At 39.9% G+C, this 17,805-nt stretch carries 16 protein-coding genes, 1 tRNA gene and 1 riboswitch; of the genes, 10 read left to right on the top strand and 7 right to left on the bottom strand.

Translation table 11 applies throughout. The annotated features are described in order from the left end of the window. The first annotated feature begins 89 nt into the window (after window positions 1–89). The 3 genes from I6J02_RS18205 to icd all read left to right on the top strand — a co-directional run bounded on the left by I6J02_RS18205 (window position 90) and on the right by icd (window position 4,821). Window positions 90–1,310, top strand: coding sequence for an ABC transporter permease (locus I6J02_RS18205; RefSeq protein ID WP_201679237.1), 1,221 nt, complete (start codon window positions 90–92; stop codon window positions 1,308–1,310). A 108-nt stretch (window positions 1,311–1,418) separates the two neighbouring features. Next, entirely contained in the window at window positions 1,419–3,548 is a 2,130-nt protein-coding gene (locus I6J02_RS18200; protein ID WP_201679236.1) for a cation:proton antiporter, read from the top strand. Between the two features lie 10 nt (window positions 3,549–3,558). After that, window positions 3,559–4,821: an NADP-dependent isocitrate dehydrogenase gene (gene icd / locus I6J02_RS18195; protein ID WP_201679235.1), complete on the top strand. Its 1,263-nt coding sequence runs from the start codon at window positions 3,559–3,561 to the stop codon at window positions 4,819–4,821. Between the two features lie 114 nt (window positions 4,822–4,935). Here the strand turns inward: icd and I6J02_RS18190 are convergent, their stop codons facing one another. After that, entirely contained in the window at window positions 4,936–5,268 is a 333-nt protein-coding gene (locus I6J02_RS18190) for a winged helix-turn-helix transcriptional regulator (RefSeq protein WP_201679234.1), read from the bottom strand. 71 nt (window positions 5,269–5,339) lie between these two features. On the opposite strand from I6J02_RS18190, the gene I6J02_RS18185 reads away from it, so the two are divergent. Beyond that, window positions 5,340–5,795 (top strand): VOC family protein, encoded by a 456-nt coding sequence (locus I6J02_RS18185; protein WP_201679233.1) that lies wholly within the window; start codon window positions 5,340–5,342, stop codon window positions 5,793–5,795. Here the strand turns inward: I6J02_RS18185 and I6J02_RS18180 are convergent. After that, on the bottom strand, window positions 5,792–6,328 hold the full coding sequence (locus tag I6J02_RS18180; protein ID WP_201679232.1) for an NAD(P)H-dependent oxidoreductase: 537 nt from the start codon (window positions 6,326–6,328) through the stop codon (window positions 5,792–5,794). The genes I6J02_RS18185 and I6J02_RS18180 overlap by 4 nt on opposite strands. Before the next feature lie 94 nt (window positions 6,329–6,422). Between I6J02_RS18180 and I6J02_RS18175 the strand changes: the two genes are divergently transcribed. Both I6J02_RS18175 and I6J02_RS18170 read left to right on the top strand, forming a co-directional pair. Next, entirely contained in the window at window positions 6,423–6,797 is a 375-nt protein-coding gene (locus tag I6J02_RS18175; protein ID WP_201679231.1) for a winged helix-turn-helix transcriptional regulator, read from the top strand. Between the two features lie 110 nt (window positions 6,798–6,907). Further along, window positions 6,908–6,987, top strand: a tRNA-Leu gene (locus tag I6J02_RS18170). A gap of 289 nt (window positions 6,988–7,276) precedes the next feature. Here I6J02_RS18170 and I6J02_RS18165 read toward each other — a convergent pair. After that, window positions 7,277–7,738: an Lrp/AsnC family transcriptional regulator gene (locus tag I6J02_RS18165; protein ID WP_201679230.1), complete on the bottom strand. Its 462-nt coding sequence runs from the start codon at window positions 7,736–7,738 to the stop codon at window positions 7,277–7,279. Window positions 7,739–7,900: 162 nt separating this feature from the next. Continuing rightward, window positions 7,901–8,082, top strand: a riboswitch (cobalamin riboswitch). 166 nt (window positions 8,083–8,248) lie between these two features. Here I6J02_RS18165 and I6J02_RS18160 point away from each other — a divergent pair. From I6J02_RS18160 to I6J02_RS18145, 4 genes are all read left to right on the top strand, one after another. After that, window positions 8,249–9,253 (top strand): DUF1852 domain-containing protein, encoded by a 1,005-nt coding sequence (locus tag I6J02_RS18160; RefSeq protein WP_201679229.1) that lies wholly within the window; start codon window positions 8,249–8,251, stop codon window positions 9,251–9,253. A gap of 25 nt (window positions 9,254–9,278) precedes the next feature. Next, window positions 9,279–10,310, top strand: coding sequence for a methionine synthase (locus tag I6J02_RS18155; RefSeq protein WP_201679228.1), 1,032 nt, complete (start codon window positions 9,279–9,281; stop codon window positions 10,308–10,310). 18 nt (window positions 10,311–10,328) lie between these two features. Then, window positions 10,329–11,321: a bile acid:sodium symporter family protein gene (locus tag I6J02_RS18150; RefSeq protein ID WP_201679227.1), complete on the top strand. Its 993-nt coding sequence runs from the start codon at window positions 10,329–10,331 to the stop codon at window positions 11,319–11,321. Window positions 11,322–11,441: 120 nt separating this feature from the next. Further along, the gene (locus I6J02_RS18145) at window positions 11,442–12,473 is read left to right on the top strand and encodes an alkene reductase (RefSeq protein WP_236582159.1); all 1,032 of its coding nucleotides are present in this window, start codon (window positions 11,442–11,444) and stop codon (window positions 12,471–12,473) included. Between the two features lie 295 nt (window positions 12,474–12,768). Here the strand turns inward: I6J02_RS18145 and I6J02_RS18140 are convergent, their stop codons facing one another. From I6J02_RS18140 to I6J02_RS18125, 4 genes are all read right to left on the bottom strand, one after another. Continuing rightward, entirely contained in the window at window positions 12,769–13,863 is a 1,095-nt protein-coding gene (locus I6J02_RS18140) for a hypothetical protein (protein WP_201679225.1), read from the bottom strand. A gap of 115 nt (window positions 13,864–13,978) precedes the next feature. Continuing rightward, window positions 13,979–14,347 (bottom strand): nuclear transport factor 2 family protein, encoded by a 369-nt coding sequence (locus I6J02_RS18135; protein WP_201679224.1) that lies wholly within the window; start codon window positions 14,345–14,347, stop codon window positions 13,979–13,981. Between the two features lie 174 nt (window positions 14,348–14,521). Further along, the gene (locus tag I6J02_RS18130; protein ID WP_201679223.1) at window positions 14,522–14,980 is read right to left on the bottom strand and encodes a hypothetical protein; all 459 of its coding nucleotides are present in this window, start codon (window positions 14,978–14,980) and stop codon (window positions 14,522–14,524) included. Between the two features lie 19 nt (window positions 14,981–14,999). Then, complete coding sequence (locus tag I6J02_RS18125; protein WP_201679222.1) at window positions 15,000–17,804, bottom strand: bifunctional aconitate hydratase 2/2-methylisocitrate dehydratase; 2,805 nt, start codon at window positions 17,802–17,804, stop codon at window positions 15,000–15,002. Between the last annotated feature and the right edge of the window lies 1 nt (window position 17,805).

Below are 17,805 nucleotides of genomic sequence, written 5' to 3'. Positions count from 1 at the left end.
AAATACTGATTAATGTTAAAAAATTCTCTTTCTATGCCGAATGACAAAAATGATTACCTTTGCGAAGGTACAAATTATATTAATCAGGCTTGAATTTTCCTTACTTCCTTGCTCAGCGAATTACTTTTTTAGGAAAGCGTACTTTCTCTAAGCTGATTGTGCGCGTGACAGTCAGCGCTATTGTACTCGCCATAGCGGCTATGATCTTATCTGTCGCTGTACTGAGAGGATTTAAAGATGAAATCACCGAGAAACAACGTGGCTTTTTCGGAGATATACTGGTTACCAAACAAGACTTAAACAGTTCCTACGAAAATACGCCAATGTCCCTGAGTAAGGCACGAATGGATGCCATACGGACTTCACCTAATGTCCAGTCTATTTATCCTTTCGCGACTAAAGCAGGAATTATGAATGTAAATGGTGAAGTTGAAGGTGTACTTTTGAAAGGTGTCGATTCGACATATGATCAGCGGTATCTTTCTAAAACTATTGTGGAAGGAGACACAATAGATTTTAATGCGGAAAACGGCGCAAATACCCAGATTCTGATCTCGTCTTATTTTGCCAAACGAATGCGTCTCAAACTGGGAGATGATTTTATTATGTACTTTGTACAGGAACCTGTACGTAAGCGTAAGTTTGTCGTAAAGGGAATCTTCAATACCGGTTCACAGGAACTGGATAAAGTCTATGTTGTAGGATCTTTATCACTTATCAGAAGACTCAATAATCTGGATGATCAGGAAGCCGGAGGATATGAAATACGGGTTCGCGATTTTGAAAAACTGGTGCCAACTACAGAGCAGGTAAATGATCACCTTCCGATCGATCTGAATGCCAGAAATATTGTCGAGCAAATGCCGGATATTTTTGAATGGCTCAACATGCTGGATATGAATGCAAATATCATATTTGTGCTTATGGTAATCGTGGCTGTTATCAATATGATCTCTTCTTTGCTGATCAGTATTCTGGAACGAACATCCATGATTGGTATACTGAAGGCTTTAGGATTTAATAATCGCGGCATCAAACGTGTCTTTATGTACAATGCACTGTATATTATAGGGTTGGGACTTCTTATCGGAAATGCACTGGCTTTAGGCTTATTTTATTTTCAGCAGCAGACCCGGTTTTTCAAACTGGATGAAAGCACCTATTATATCTCTTATGTCCCTGTCAAAATCTTCTGGTATGATATAGCCGGACTCAATCTGGCATTGATAATAATCGCCATGATATCGCTTTTTGTACCCTCCATGCTGATCAGCAAGATCAGCCCGATCAAAGCAATCCAATTTAAATAAAACCAGTGTCATAAGACTAAGTTTTCGTCCGTTTTCCCGTTGTTTTTTATATTTTTGAAACAATTCATGTTTAATCCTGTATTAAATTAATCACGCAAGAAACTTTTTATGAACAAAACTCTGGAACATTTACAACACGCCTTTGAGGCTCCCCTCAAAAGTCCCGTCCTTATTTTTGCCCTTGTTCTTTTTATTATTCTGCTGTCACCGATTTTATTGCGTCCCATACGGATTCCCGGAATCATTGGCCTGATTATATCCGGAGTCGTCATCGGCCCTCACGGATTGAACTGGCTGGAGAAAAACTCTGCAGTAGATCTTTTTTCTACCATCGGACTGCTTTATATCATGTTTATAGCAGGTCTGGAGCTGGATATGAACGAGTTTAAGAAAACCAAACACAAAAGTATCTGGTTTGGATTTTTCACTTTTATAATTCCGATTGCCATAGGCTTTCCTGTCTGCCACTATATTCTGGGGTATGGCATTCTTTCCAGTTTGCTGATCGCCAGTATGTTTGCCACTCATACGCTGGTATCTTATCCTATTGTCAATAGCTATGGTATTTCCAAGAATGAAGCAGTAGCGATCACCATAGGCGGTACGATTCTGACAGATACCGCTGTATTGATTATTCTGGCTGTTATCTCGGGAGCCACGCAAGGCACTATCAACCAGGAATTCTGGGTTACATTGGGTGTGTCATTTGCTGTCTTTCTGTTTATTATGTTTGGCATTATTCCACGTATTGCCAAATGGTTTTTCGAAAAGGTTGAAAGCGAAAAAACAGCCAATTATATTTTCGTATTAGCGGTTGTGTTTTTTGCGGCTTTTATGGCTGAAATGGCCGGATTGGAGCCGATTATCGGTGCGTTTGTGGCCGGTCTGGCGCTTAATAAACTGATTCCGCATTCATCAGCATTGATGAATCGAATTGAATTTATAGGCAATGCTATCTTCATTCCTTTTTTCCTGATCAGTGTAGGAATGATTGTCGATGTAAGTGTATTAATGCATGGTCCTACAGCGCTTATTGTAGCCTTTACATTGACTATAGTTGCTGTAGCCGGCAAATATCTGGCCGCCTGGATTACGCAGTTGGTATTTAAATACAGTAAACAGCAACGGAATGTAATCTTTGGTCTCAGCAGCGCACATGCTGCAGCTACACTTGCCGTCATAATGGTAGGACACCGCAACGGGCTCATCGATGATAATGTACTGAATGGAACCATTTTACTGATTCTTGTCACCTGTATTATTTCTACTATCGTAACAGAGAATGCATCTAAGAAGATGATTATGGCCGGAGATCAGGACGAACACCACTATTCTGAAGTTAACGAGAAAGATGAACAACTGATGATCCCGATAGCGAATCTGAATAATATGGAACCTATTCTGGATTTTGCAACACTGATCAAAAGTAAAAAATCACCTCATCCGATCAGCGTGGTATCAGTAGTGAAAGATGATTTTCAGGCCGAGAAGAACATGGCGACAGCACGTAAAAATCTGGATAATACCGTTAAATACGCCTCCGGTTCAGAGACTGAAGTAGAGATTATGGCTCCGGTAGATATCAATATCGCTTCAGGTATAAGTCATACCGCACAGGAAATCATGGCAAACTGTCTGATTCTGGGATGGCCGCAGGAAACCAGTTTTGTAGAAAAAATAGTAGGAGAGAAGACGGAAAGTATTCTTAACCGTACGGATGCAAATCTTTTTATGTGCAGGTTTGACAAACCCTTTATTTCACACAAATCTATTATTTGCTTTGTACCCTCACTTGCTGAATCAGAACTCGGCTTTGGATACTGGATGGAAAAAATGCTAAAACTTGCACAGGAACTCTCCGTACCTATGAAGTTTGTTTGTAATTCACGTACGCAGCTGGAAATAGAAAAATATCTCAAAGAAGAGGCAATAAGCGTCCCTGTCTCGTATGAAAACTATGAGGACTGGGATAATATATACGGACTGTCGGCCTATGCCGAAGAGAATGCATTACTGGCATTTGTTTCTTCCCGTTCAGGCGAAGTATCCTACAGAGATTCACTCGATGGACTGGCAAAACGTATTGGACGGTACTATAAGGAACGAAATTTGATACTTATATTCCCAAGCAGATTACCGAATGAGCATATCGATGCCTATGAGGATGTAAAAGCTGCTCCAATCTTCCGTAAATTAAGCAGGGAGATCGGTAATATGTTCAGTAAAGACAAAATATAAACGAAAGCACATGAGTAGTAAAATCACTAAAGACCCGAAAGGCCAGTTACAAGTTCCGGACAAACCTGTTATTCCATTTATTATCGGAGATGGTATAGGTCCGGATATATGGAAAGCTGCAGTTCGTGTATTTGATAGCGCCATTGCAAAAGCATATTCAGGTCAGAGACAAATCGAGTGGAAAGAAGTACTAGCCGGAGAAAAAGCATTTGAGCAGACAGGAGAATGGCTGCCTCAGGAAACATTAAATATCCTTAAGGAATATCTTGTAGGTATCAAAGGACCGCTTACCACACCTGTAGGTGGAGGAATACGCTCTCTGAATGTCGCTCTTCGCAAAGATCTGGATTTGTATGTGTGTCAGAGACCGACCAAATGGTATGAAGGAGTTCCTTCTCCGGTCAAACATCCGGAATATGTAGATATGGTTATCTTCCGTGAAAATACAGAGGATATATATGCAGGAATCGAATTTGCTGCAGGAACACCGGAAGCCCATCAAATACAGAATTATTTAAAAACGGAACTTAAGGTAGACTATAATTTTTCTGACACAACCGGTGTAGGTATAAAGCTGGTTTCTGAAGAGGGGTCCAAACGCCTGATCCGTGCTGCTATTCATTTTGCTATTGAACAAAACCGTAAATCTGTTGCTCTGGTACACAAAGGTAATATCATGAAATATACCGAAGGGGCATTCAAAAACTGGGGATACGAAGTAGCCGAAAAAGAGTTTGCAGATCAGACCTATACCTGGGGACAATGGGAACGTACAAAAGCTGAAAAAGGCGAACAGGCAGCCAATGAGGAACAGAAAGCGGCTGAAACAGCAGGTAAAATCATTATAAAAGATGTTATTGCAGATAATTTTTTACAACAGATCCTGCTCAATCCAAGAGATTACGCTGTCGTAGCTACCCTTAATCTGAATGGTGATTACATCTCTGATGCACTGGCAGCTATAGTTGGTGGAATCGGTATTGCGCCAGGGGCGAATATAAATTACGCTACAGGTCATGCTGTATTTGAAGCTACTCATGGAACTGCCCCAAGATTTGCAAATACTAATACAATGAACCCATCTTCTGTTATTCTAAGCGGGGTTATGATGCTGGAGTATATGGGCTGGCAGGAAGCTGCAGATGCAATTATTCAGGCGCTTTCTCAGACTATCCGTGAAAAAACAGTAACAGTCGATTTCTATAATCTGATGACAGATGCGACATTGGTCAAAACCAGTGAATTTGCAGATAAGATTATAGAGAAATTATAATATTAAAACAAGCTTTAGCATTAAATAAAGGATTCTGAATCCTATAAAATAAGCCTTCGAATTTTCACCGGAGGCTTATTTGTGTTTTATAAGACTGACTTTCACAAAGCAGTACTAAGATTTTTCCTCTTCAAATGTCCGTAACTGCTCCAGTAACTTACAGATCTTCTGACCACGTAAAGTATGGCTGTAAGAAGAAGTCGTTTTGGTTTTCTCCTTTTGCAGTAAGCCATCCTTAATCAGTTCATTCAGCTGTTTGGCAAGCATACGGTCGCTGACATTAGACAGCAGAGACCGTAGTTCGGTATAAGTCTTTACTGAAACCCGTGTTGCAAACAGAATCGATATTTTCCATCTCCCGTTAAAGAGTTGTAAGGTTTTCATAGCCTGACAGTAGTCTCTTAAAATTGTTTCATTTTCCAGATTTGCGGATGATTCTTTACGCATTACTAACAATTTTGTAAGTTCTTTTATAGACACAAATTAGCTTTTAACTTTGATTCATCAAAAAGTTAAATATGGAATTAAAGGAAAATATCATTCGCTTTCATCATGTCTGCATCAAAGCACAAAACATCACAGAGACAGTCACATTTTATAAGCAGTTTGGATTTGAAGAAGTACATCACTGGTCTCTTCCTGAGTTTAAACTGGAAATGTGTATTATGCTTTATCATAGTGGCATGGATTATTATCTTGAAATTTGTGATAAACATGCGGATATACCGACGCAGGGCCGTAAAAGAAATCCTGAAGAAGAATATGTTGAGAATGCACTCTTACATATCTGCTTTATGGTGAAAGATGTAGCTGCAGCTATGCAGCAAGCGATATCATATGGCGCCAAACCATTGAGTAAAGAAGTATGGCAAATCGACCTTAAAAATACAGAGAAAACCGTTACAGTAAACAATGGCCTCGTGTATAGTCCGAATGGTGAAGTCATTGAATTTATTAAGGCGGTCTCTTTCTAAACCAGTTGATTAATAAATTCGATATAATCAAGTGCACTTTGCTCTAAGCGTTCTGTCGCACCATGATGTTGCGCACCATAAAAAGCAAAAAGAGGACGGTAGTCTGCATGTATATATTGAAAAGTAATTTCAAATGGAGTTGTGAGTTCTTGTAAGCTATATTTATACCTTCCTTCAGCACTGAAATCCTGCTCTTCTATACCTGCTGTAATCGCAAGTGCAATCTTTTTACCAGCCAATTGGTAACCGCTATTCCGGCCATATGCCCAGCCATGTGTCAGTACAACATCCAGCCATTTTTTGAAAAGGGGAGGACAATTGAACCAGTAGAAACAAAATTGAAAAATAATACGATCGTATCCGGAAAGTAAAGCTTGTTCACGTGCGATATCGATTTGCTCATCCGGATACGTACCATACAGGTCATGTACAGTATAGTTTTCCGGATATTTGCTTAATTCTTCCATCCATCGTTTGTTAATTGTTGAATTGCTCAAATCCGGATGAATAACAATAATCAGTGTTTTAGTCATAACAATATATTTTTATTAAAACACAAACTTACATAGTATACATACAAAATGGTATATTAGCATCTATTTGTATGGTACAAACAAAAATGTAAGTATGACCAAAATAAAAGAAACATCGACCAACTACGAGAATAAAAGAGCTTTGATCGAAGAATGTCCGGAAATATATGCCGCTAATCTTATCGGAGGACAATGGACTATTGCTATATGCTGTTATCTCGAAAACGGGAAAATGCGTTTCGGGCAACTGCGGAAACGAATGCCTGCGATTACAGAGCGCATGCTGACGTTGCAATTACGTAAAATGGAAGAAAACGGATTGGTCAAAAGAACTGTTTATGCTGAAGTACCTCCCAGAGTAGAATATGAACTTACAGCGATCGGGATGGAGCTGCTTCCTATCATAAAACAATTAGAAGCATGGGGAAGGAGACATCAGCAAAACATGCAAGAGAAAGGCGAAAATTAATTGGCTTCATAATCAGTGTATTTAGCATTATTCGTTATTTTTATTTTGCAAATATCAGGAGAATATCTACCTTTGCATCACTCCAAACAATGGAGACCAGTAAAGAAAACGCCCAGATGGCGGAATTGGTAGACGCGCTAGTCTCAAACACTAGTGGGAAACCGTGCCGGTTCGATCCCGGCTCTGGGTACAAAACCGGAAATAGAGTTTTTTAAACCTTTATTTCCGGTTTTTTTATTTTGTAACTCCTTGACTTTCATGTAGGTTAATTCGGCTCCTTTACTCATGCAGCCAAATGATGTTCCTAAGGTTCTCCAAGGCTTTTTTTATAGTTTTTTCATTTTTTTTTTTTCCTCTGTGGTTCGACCTTGCTGATTTTGGCTTCACAGTCTTTTTTGATCTCTTGGTATTCGCCTATATCAATGATTTCGGAAAGTTGGAGGCTCTTGGCCTCGATGATGACGGCAGTCCTGTCCCCGTTATATACTGATATTATTGGTATTCTTGATCTCGGCCATCACAAAGGTACTGTGCGTACTTCCGATGCTCTCTACCGAGCCAAGTTTATTGAATACAAAGTCCTGATAATGTTTCATGTCTTTGGCAAATACTTTTAGAAAGAAATCGTAATCGCCTGATATGTTATAGCACTCAACCACCTCATCGATCTTTAAAATATCTTCTACAAAGCTATGGCCGATCTTACGGTCATGTTGCTTAAGTTTGATATTGCATAATACTATAAATCCCTGATTGAACTTTTCAGGATCCAATAGCGCGATATACTTTTTGATATAACCATTAGTTTCCAAACGTTTTACACGCTGTACGACCGGTGAAGGCGACAGGCTAACCTGTGTAGCCAGTTCCTTGATTGTACAACTGGAGTCATTTGCCAGTATTTTTAACAGCTTTAGATCGATCTCATCCAATTGCGCCATAGCATAATTTACTTTTAGAAGGTATAAAGATAATAATAAACAGCATAAAAGTTTTACAAAAATGCTAATTAAAGTAATTTTTACTGAAGTTATAAAGGTATTTCAGCTTTAATAACTGTTTTTGTAACTTTGTCTCGAGTTAAATACTCTGGTTCTTTACATATTTCAACGATCAGGAAAGGTTTTACTTAGCGGTGAATTAACAGGAAATCGTGTGTAAATCACGAGCTATCCCGCAACTGTAAGTAAATCAATGTTTTGCCAACAAAAGGTCACTGCGCAAGCGGGAAGGCCGGTAAATACGGTTGCAAGTCAGGATACCTGCCTTTTCTGAATTGGTCGATACTTTCGCGAAAGAGGTTGTCGGACAGATCAACGTATATTCCAAGGTGCCTTTACCTGTTAGGTGTACCTTAGACGCCGTACGCCTTTCTCTCCTCTTTTTGTGTAAGCATTCTGAACTATCAAGGAACTTTTTAATGATCATTAACCATTTAAAAAGTTAACAACATGGAAAATATCCAGCACGCCATCAAGAATGATTTTGTGTTCACGCTAAAGAGCACTCGTTTAGATGAAAACTATCACCCCGCAAGTCAAACGCGTTTAACAACCAATTTTGCAAACTTGGCTAGAGGAGATAATCGTCAGCAAAACTTACGCAATGCCTTAAATATGATTAACAATCGATTCAATGCATTGGCTCATTTGGATAATCCTAAAGCTGATCGTTACCTGGTAGAACTTGAAATCCTCACAGTAACGTTGAGTATTGATGATAAGAATGGGAGTAACGATCTGCCGATGATTGAAGTTTTAAAGACGAATATTTTTGACCGTAAGACTAACCAGTATATCGAAGGTATTGCCGGAAATAATTTTTCTTCGTATGTGCGTGATTACGATTTCAGTGTTTTATTGATCGAGTACAATAAAAATAAATCTAGTTTTACTGTCCCTGAAAATTTTGGTGATTTGCACGGAAAACTTTATAAGTGCTTTGTGAGTTCAGACACTTATAAAGAACACTTTAAAATGTCACCTATCATTTGTCTAAGTGTATCGAGCAACAAAACTTATACCCGCACGGACTATCAGCATCCCGTTCTGGGTTTTGAGTATCTGCAGGATCAGTATTCACTCACCGACGAATATTTCGCTAAAATGGGCTTAAAAGTTCGTTTTTTCATGCCTCAGAACAGTGTGGCACCCATGGCTTTTTATCATTCCGGAGATCTACTTACTGATTATACCGATCTTGGACTAATCAGCTCCATCAGCACGATGGAAACATTCCAGAAGATTTATCGCCCTGAAATTTACAATGCAAATTCAGTGGCTGGGCAAATTTATCAACCTAGTCTTAAACACGAAGATTATTCACTTACTCGCGTGGAATATGACCGCGTAGAGCGCAGCCGACTTGCTATTGAACAGGGTAAATATGCTGAAGAGCATTTCATCAAACCTTACCAGGATATGCTCGAAGAATGGTCTGCCAATTTTCCTCTTTAATTTATACAGCACCTAAAATTATTTTATGATCAAGAAATTATTACCAACCTCAATTGTTGGAAGTTTACCCAAGCCTGCCTGGCTTGCGCCACCCGAAAAACTATGGTCACCCTGGAAATTAGACGGCGATCAATTACTGGAAGGTAAGCAGGATGCCTTGCGTATTGCTTTGCAGGAACAGCATTTAGCTGGAATAGATATCATCAGCGATGGTGAGCAAACACGTCAGCATTTCGTAACCACTTTTATCGAGCATTTAAGCGGTGTAGATTTTGAAAACCGTAAAATCGTAAAGATCCGCGACCGTTACGATGCAAGTGTTCCTGTAGTGGTGGCTGAGGTTGCACGCCAAAAGGCAGTTTTTGTAGAAGATGCCAAATTTTTACGTAAACTGACCAATAAACCTATAAAGTGGGCCTTGCCGGGACCGATGACCATGGTGGATACCCTGTTTGACGATCATTACAAAAGCCGGGAAAAATTGGCCTGGGAATTTGCGAAACTGCTCAATGAGGAAGCAAGGGAACTGCAGGATGCAGGAGTAGACATTATCCAGTTTGATGAACCCGCATTTAATGTGTTCTTTGATGAGGTTAACGATTGGGGAATGGCAGCACTGGAAAGAGCCAGTGAAGGTTTGAACTGCGAAACTGCGGTACATATCTGCTACGGCTATGGAATAAAGGCCAATAATGATTGGAAGAAGACTTTGGGTTCAGAGTGGCGCCAATACGAAGAAATTTTCCCGAAAATCCAAAAATCCAATATTGACATCGTGTCGTTAGAGTGCCATAACTCGAAGGTACCGTTTGATCTGATCGAACTTGTCCGTGGCAAAAAAGTAATGGTCGGTGCAATCGATGTAGCAACCAACTCTATCGAAACACCGGAAGAGGTCGCGGCTACCTTGCGCAGAACCCTCGAGTTCGTTGATGTCGAAAATCTTTACCCTTCAACAAACTGTGGCATGGCACCTTTGTCCCGAAATGTGGCAAGCGGGAAGTTAAGTGCTTTAAGCGCAGGAGCAGAAATCATCCGTAAAGAATTTGAAGGTTAAGAATATATTAAAAGTACATTGAAGAAGTTATTAGAAGTATTAAGTAGAGCAGGTCTCGACGGTTTTTTGTTAATGATAGGCATCATGATCTTGCTGGCCTATTTTCTGCCCCAGCCGGGCATGATCAAGGAACCTGTCTCGCTGGAGCAGATTGCCAATGTAGGTGTGTCGTTTATTTTCTTGTTTTATGGAGTGCGACTGAGCTTAGAGAAGCTAAAAACTGGACTTGCCAACTGGAAAATGCACATTGTCGTCCAGTTGACCACCTTTTTGTTTTTTCCGCTTATCGTTTTGGCATTCCGCCCTTTGTTCATAGGCACTGATTTCGAGCTACTTTGGTTGGGTATATTTTTTCTGGCCGCTTTACCGTCCACCGTTTCTTCTTCCGTAGTCATGGTTTCCATCGCCAAGGGCAACATTCCGGCAGCTATTTTCAATGCCAGTATTTCGAGTCTGATCGGAGTAGTGGTTACGCCGCTATGGGTTGGACTGTTCATCGCTTCAGCCACAGGCAGTTTTGATGTGAGTGATATCGTCATCAAATTGGTCCTTCAAGTCCTGTTGCCTGTCATCATCGGTATCAGCCTAAACGCCCGTTTTGGTGCCATTGCCGAGAAATATAAGAAACAGCTCAAATATTTCGATCAGGCGATTATCCTTACTATTATTTATACGTCGTTTTGCAAGTCGTTCTCCGAACATCTTTTTGAGGGCTTCACCGCCCTTGAACTTATAGGACTCGCAGCAGGGATGATGGTTTTGTTCTTTGCCGTATTCTTTTGTGTCGGCCTACTCAGCCGCTTGTTTGGCTTTTCAACTGAAGATCGTATTACAGTCTTATTTTGTGGATCTAAAAAATCATTGGTGCATGGTACCGTCATGTCAAAAGTACTCTTTCAGCACAGTACCATCACCGGAATCGTATTGTTACCACTTATGCTTTACCATGCCTTACAATTGATTGCAGCCAGCATCATCGCTCAGGCTATGGCTCGACGAAAAGAAGTATGATTTTTATTTACGGTCATGTCTCTTGATCCTTCGATATAGGATTTCCAAAATGGGACGAAAAATGCCAATATGAAACTTTTAGAAAAAATACAGTTAGGTGGTATCAGCCTGAAAAATAGAATGGCCATGGCAGCGATGACCAGAGGCCGTTCAGACCTCAATGGACTGGTGGGGGACATGACAGTGGATTACTATGCCCAAAGGGCAAGCGCAGGTTTGTTGTTTACGGAGTCCATCCGGATCAGTGAGGAAGCTACAGGCAGTCCGCTCACTCCTGGTATTTTCACGACTCCACAAATAGAAGCATGGAAAAAGGTTACAGCAGCGGTACATGATAAGGGCGGTGTGATCATAGCCCAGCTCTGGCATACCGGCCGTATGGGGCATTCTGTTGAAAGGAACGGTAAGCTCCCTTTTGCGCCGTCATCCTTGCCGGTCCGCGGAATGCGGCATTATACTTCTCAGGGGATGAAGGATTATGAGATACCTCAGGAAATGACTATTCCGGAAATCCAGCAGACGATAAAGGACTTTGGACAGGCTGCAAAAAATGCCATGGCTGCAGGGTTCGACGGGGTTCAGCTTCACGCTGCGAATGGCTATTTGCCCAATCAGTTTCTGGCTGAAAGTGCCAACCAAAGGACGGATGCTTACGGCGGCAGCATCCCTAACAAGGTTCGCTTTGTAGTGGAGGTGATGCAGGAATTGATCAGTGCGGTAGGAAGTGAAAAGGTGGGGATTAAAATCTCTCCTTTCCATCCTTATGGAGATATGGTGCTGGATGATCCTGCAGGGACCTATACCTATCTAATCGAAGAACTGAACAAACTGGACTTTGCTTATGTGGAAATTATGAGGCGCAGCTCCCATTTTCCTATGCCTGAACATTATGCCCCAGAAAACGAGATCGAATTCTTTGGCGGGAAGATTGGCCAGACGGTTATTGCCAATGGCGGGTACGACAAGGCTACTGCCGAAGCCGAACTTGAAAAAGGTATTGCAGCGCTAATTTCATTTGGCACCTTGTACATCGCAAACCCTGACTTGCCTGTACGGTTTGAAAAAAATGCCACACTGAATATGCCCGACAGGGCAACAATGTTCGGGGGCGGAAGAAGTGGTTATGTTGATTATCCACTTTGGAACGAATAAAATTCCAGATGAAGGGTATTCAAAAAATGGCCACTTTTTTCGGTTTAAAGTGTTCAGTCAGCTGATTTTAAGGGTTTTTAAAGACGGTTCGAGGTAAAATAGAAAAAATAGTAAATATTTGATAAGATCAAATAAAACAAAGATATTCTTGACATCTCAAGAGGCATTGGTACGAAAAATAGGTTGAGATATTTATCCCGACCTAAGTGATGAACCGGCTCCGGGTACTAAAACAGGGAAAGTGATCTCAAATCGCTTTCCCTGTTTTTATCTATACAAACCTGTTTGCAATCAACTATTTAACTTCCCGGTTTAGAATCAGCAAGGTTTTGTTTTTAGTATTTCTGTCGGTCATGGGGTAAAATATAATGGCATAACCCTGATCATGTGTTTTGTTTAGATCCGAAATAACTAAGTTATCATGGTCCATCTTTAAGACTTCATTTGTTAATAAATTCTTATACCCCTTTTCTCCTTTACTGTAAAATATCTCCAAAAGAAGGTCATCTTTTGTCGTAAACCAACCGTTTCCAAATTCACCGTTAAATCTGGTAACAAAAGTATTTTCTGATATTTTTACAGGTTGCCAGGTATTAAAGAATGGGTCAGATATGTCAATTAGTTCAACAGTACTGCTTTTTCCGTTCTCATCTATTTTTTCCAGAATGATTTTCCCTTTTTTCTGTGCCAGAAGGTGTGATTTTTTATCAAAGGATAAATTCAGTATCTGCCTGAAAAACTTTTGATTGGTTTCCAGTTTTCTCTCTCTGATTACATTGCCTTTTTCATCAATTTGTCTGTGTAACCATTTAGCTCCGTCTTTTGCCAATATATGAATTTCATTGTTTTCTATAAATATATTGTTGTTTCTCGGAAGAGGTACTTTAATGTTGTGCTTCTTTTTTATCACATCATTTTTGAATTCTATTGCAAGGAGTTTATCGGGCTTTGTTTCCGACCAGATATCTACATCATAAAAGATGGAATATTGATTAGATATCCCGATAAAGCCACCTACAAAAGGTCTGTTTCCTTTTGGCTGTTCTGTTTTTTCACGGTTAAAAACAGGAATACTGATTTCATAATCCCTGTCCGGATCGTAGGGTTGTATGGAAACATAGTTTTCTGCGTTGGGCGCTAAAAATAGAGTTGGCAGGATTCCATCATATTCTATAAAGCTTTCAGCAGCTCCGTCAGCATCAATAATGGTATATATTAAATTATAAGTTCCATTTTCTTTATAGACATAATTTGTCAACAGTGTTTTTGCTCCGAACGGAATACTACCTTTGGCAGCAATTTCTATATCCGCATCCAATCTGGTTAATATTCCGAAGGCTGTTTGTTCAACACTGATTTGGAATGGATTGATCTGTTCAATATTCTTCATAGATACCTGATTTATAAAAAGAAACTGAAATAAAGCACATTAATATAGCTCAGCGTTAGCGTTGCCATACCATACGGCTACAATGTCTTTTAATAGTTATACTTTTTTGAGATGCTTAGGCTTCAATTTGGATTGCGCTTCCACCCACTACTTTAATGCCTTCGGTAAATTCTTTCCAAAACCGGATATACCGAAACTTAGCCCCAAACGGTTCGCCTTTATAATTTCCTTTCAACTGAATTACTAAGGTGATCACTGCCAGATTATCAATAATATTCAGATTTTCAATATCAGGAGTAAGTTCATGGATAATCAGATTGCCTTCGCGATAAGTACTTAAGTCCGCTTCTTTCGTGAGTACATTTCCATATGGATTGATAAAAAGTAAATCCTGATGCAGCAATTCATCTAGCTCTTGTATATTACTTTCTTTAATAGCGCTGTAAAGCCTGTTTTCCAGGTTTAAAATTTCATCTTTTGTCATAATTTTTCATGGATTAATTTGAGTATTTGCTTTTGCAGGATTGCTATCCATATTTCAGTAGCATACATAAACGTTTTTCAGAGGATGAAAATTAATATTTCGATCCGCCTGTCTTCGAAGTTACTCTAAACTTTTAAAAAATACTCGTAATAGTATTCTTTTATTTTCAAAGAGTTAAGTATTTCCTCTGGCATTATTTATTGCATCCAGATATTGGTTAATACAAAAGCGAAACTTAAGATCTCTGTAATTTAGATCGAATGGAAGAACTTTAGAGAAGTTTTTAAAATCATGCCAGATCACATCGTCATATCCGATGGATATCTGACAGGTAAGGCTATGGTCTCCCGGAATACCGGAATACTTGTAATCAAACAGTGCATACCTGTTGCCGGAGTACATATAGTCGGCCAGGGTCTTACACAGGAAGTGATTCTGATTATCAAAAGCGATGAAAGGTGAAATCCCTTCATAGAAACCGTTTTGGATGCGCAAGCCATGTTTAATAAGCTGTATCGTCTCAATCTTTTCGATTATCATCCTGAGATCAACTCCATTTATATAAATAGTAGTTGTGAGATAATCTTCTAATTGAGACCGTACGCATCCAAAACGTATTTCATCAATCTTCATTGCTGTACAAACGAGAAATCTAGAAAGAAATCTGGTGAGCGGCTGAAGAATCTGTAGTCATTTTTTTAATAGGAGGCGAAAACTGCGTTAGCTTAATTCCTTTAACAGCAGCTTTATACTCTTCAATGGTAGGAGTTCTTCCAAAAATAGCGGACAGAACAACTACCGGAGTAGATGCCAGTAATGATTCTCCCTTCTTACGGTCTGAATCTTTAACAACACGCCCCTGAAATAAACGCGTAGATGTTGCCATTACGGTGTCACCTTGCTCAGCTTTTTCCTGATTACCCATACACAGGTTACATCCGGGACGTTCCAGATACAGGATATTGTCATAGGATGTACGGGCAGTACTTTTAGGTGCTGCATCATCAAATTCAAATCCTGAATATCTTTGCAATACATCCCAGTCTCCCTCTTCCTTGAGTTCATCAATGATATTATAAGTAGGAGCAGCCACAACTAAAGGAGCGTGAAATTCTACTTTTCCGTATTGTTCCTCCAGGTTTTTCAGCATCTTGGAAACAATCTTGATATCCCCTTTATGCACCATACATGAACCAACAAAACCAAGGTCTACGTGTTTCTCTCCACCATAGTAAGAAAGTGAACGAATGGTATCATGTGTATAGCGTTTTGATGCATCTACATTATTTACATCCGGATCTGCAATCATAGGCTCATCGATAATGTTCAGATCAACTACGAATTCAGCAAAATATTTCGCATTTTCATCAGGAGTTAACGGTGGTTTTTCACCTGATCTGATTTCCTCAATTCGTTTATTTGCTTTATCAATAAGACCCTTAAGTACTTGTTTCTCATTATCCATACCTTTTTCAATCATGATTCTGATCCTGTCTTTTGCGATCTCCAATGATTCAATAAGGGTATCCGGCTGGGAAATACAGATGGATGCCTTGGCTTTCATTTCTGCTGTCCAGTCTGTAAAAGTAAATGCCTGATCAGAAAGGAGCGTACCGATATGTACTTCTATAACTCTTCCCTGAAATACATTTTCTCCGTTAAATTGCTTCAACATCTGTAATTGAGTAGCATGCACTACATCTCTAAAATCCAGATGATCATTCATTTTACCTTTGAAAGTTACTTTTACCGATTCAGGAATAGGCATAGAGGCCTCACCTGTAGCCAGTGCAAGCGCTACAGTACCGGAGTCAGCACCAAATGCAACTCCTTTAGACATACGGGTGTGAGAGTCACCACCTATAATAATAGCCCAGTCATCTACAGTAATATCGTTAAGAACCTTATGAATAACATCAGTCATTGCATGATATACACCTTTCGGATCTCTGGCAGTAATAAGACCAAAGTCATTCATAAAGCTCATCAGTCTTGGTATATTCTGCTGAGACTTACTATCCCAGACGGAAGCGGTATGACAACCAGACTGATAGCCAGCATCTACTATAGGAGAAATTACTGTTGCCGCCATTGATTCCAGTTCCTGAGCAGTCATCAATCCGGTCGTATCCTGAGAGCCAACAATATTTACTTTTGCACGAACATAAGATCCGGCATGCAAAACTGCTCCCGAAGTTCCGACAGCATTTCTATTAAATATCTTTTCTACTGCAGTAAGTCCCTGACCCGGATTTGAAATCTCTTTGGAAGGAGCAAACACAGTCGGAGCAACGATTCCTAAAGTTTTAGCGGCAAAAGTCTGTAGCTTTTTACCAAACTCAATAGAATAAGACCCCCCGGCTTTCATGAATTCGATCTTTTGAGGTGTGAATGCTGATGTAACATCCATTATTTCCTGCCCGTCTTTGTATAGTTTTTTGGTTTTTGTATTAACGGTAAGAACTGTACCTGTATCAACAGAATATGTTTGTTCTAGAACAGGCTGCCCTTCCGAATCTACAACCAACTTGCCGTTTTCATCAAACTTTTTAACCCAGTTTTGAAGATCCAGACCAATACCACCCGTTACACCTACAGTAGTAAGAAATATCGGAGAAATACCGTTTGTTCCTGCTACTACAGGAGCAATATTTACAAATGGAATAAACGGACTTGCCGATTTACCGATCCACAGAGCCACATTATTTACACCTGACATTCTGGAAGAACCTACACCCATAGTACCTTTTTCAGCTACCAGCATGATTCTTTTATCCGGATGTTTTTCTTTAAGTTCCTGTAGGTCCTTTTGTTGATGTTTATTGTGCTCAAACATACACTGACCATGGAGCTCACGATCGGAACGGGAGTGAGCATCACTGCCCGGAGAGAGTAAATCTGTAGAAATATCACCTATACCAGCAACGAAAGTTACTAATGAAATCTCTTCAGGTATATCCGGCAGTTTTGTGTAGAATTCTGCCTTAGCATAACTTTCAAGAATATCTTTGGCAATTGGACTGCCATTCTCAAACGCTTTCTCCAAACGGTCTGTATCCGCTTCATAAAGAAAAACCTGAGTTTTAAGCACCTCTGCAGCACTCTTTGCAATAGCCGGGTTTTCACCCAATGCAAGATCCAGCAAAACCTCAATAGAAGGACCGCCCTTCATGTGAGATAATTGCTCAAAAGCAAATTCAGGTGATATCTCTTTTACCTGAGAAGTCCCCAGAATAATTTCTTTCAAAAACTGCGCCTTCACACGGGCAGCACTTGTTGTTCCCGGTAGGACATTATAAATAAAGAAATTCAGCGAATCCGCACGATGTTCGTGGTCTGTATCTTTGATCTGTGCGATTACCTCGCTCATCAATTCAGCACCATCAATCGGTAAGGGGTGAAGTCCCTGGGTTTCTCTGTCTGCAATCTGCTTTAGATATTCATTATATCTGCTCATA

It is taken from the genome of Sphingobacterium spiritivorum, assembly GCF_016725325.1.
Lineage (GTDB): Bacteria > Bacteroidota > Bacteroidia > Sphingobacteriales > Sphingobacteriaceae > Sphingobacterium.
The sequence above is the reverse complement of the archived record's forward strand: the minus strand, read 5'-3'. Positions and strand labels throughout refer to the sequence as shown.

Excerpts from the sequence above, each read along its gene's own strand:
- I6J02_RS18200 (WP_201679236.1), top strand. The coding sequence starts at position 1,419 with ATGAACAAAACTCTGGAACATTTACAACACGCCTTTGAGGCTCCCCTC.
- icd (WP_201679235.1), top strand. The coding sequence starts at position 3,559 with ATGAGTAGTAAAATCACTAAAGACCCGAAAGGCCAGTTACAAGTTCCG.
- I6J02_RS18190 (WP_201679234.1), bottom strand. The coding sequence starts at position 5,268 with ATGCGTAAAGAATCATCCGCAAATCTGGAAAATGAAACAATTTTAAGA.
- I6J02_RS18185 (WP_201679233.1), top strand. The coding sequence starts at position 5,340 with ATGGAATTAAAGGAAAATATCATTCGCTTTCATCATGTCTGCATCAAA.
- I6J02_RS18180 (WP_201679232.1), bottom strand. The coding sequence starts at position 6,328 with ATGACTAAAACACTGATTATTGTTATTCATCCGGATTTGAGCAATTCA.
- I6J02_RS18175 (WP_201679231.1), top strand. The coding sequence starts at position 6,423 with ATGACCAAAATAAAAGAAACATCGACCAACTACGAGAATAAAAGAGCT.
- I6J02_RS18165 (WP_201679230.1), bottom strand. The coding sequence starts at position 7,738 with ATGGCGCAATTGGATGAGATCGATCTAAAGCTGTTAAAAATACTGGCA.
- I6J02_RS18160 (WP_201679229.1), top strand. The coding sequence starts at position 8,249 with ATGGAAAATATCCAGCACGCCATCAAGAATGATTTTGTGTTCACGCTA.
- I6J02_RS18155 (WP_201679228.1), top strand. The coding sequence starts at position 9,279 with ATGATCAAGAAATTATTACCAACCTCAATTGTTGGAAGTTTACCCAAG.
- I6J02_RS18145 (WP_236582159.1), top strand. The coding sequence starts at position 11,442 with ATGGCCATGGCAGCGATGACCAGAGGCCGTTCAGACCTCAATGGACTG.
- I6J02_RS18140 (WP_201679225.1), bottom strand. The coding sequence starts at position 13,863 with ATGAAGAATATTGAACAGATCAATCCATTCCAAATCAGTGTTGAACAA.
- I6J02_RS18135 (WP_201679224.1), bottom strand. The coding sequence starts at position 14,347 with ATGACAAAAGATGAAATTTTAAACCTGGAAAACAGGCTTTACAGCGCT.
- I6J02_RS18130 (WP_201679223.1), bottom strand. The coding sequence starts at position 14,980 with ATGAAGATTGATGAAATACGTTTTGGATGCGTACGGTCTCAATTAGAA.
- I6J02_RS18125 (WP_201679222.1), bottom strand. The coding sequence starts at position 17,804 with ATGAGCAGATATAATGAATATCTAAAGCAGATTGCAGACAGAGAAACC.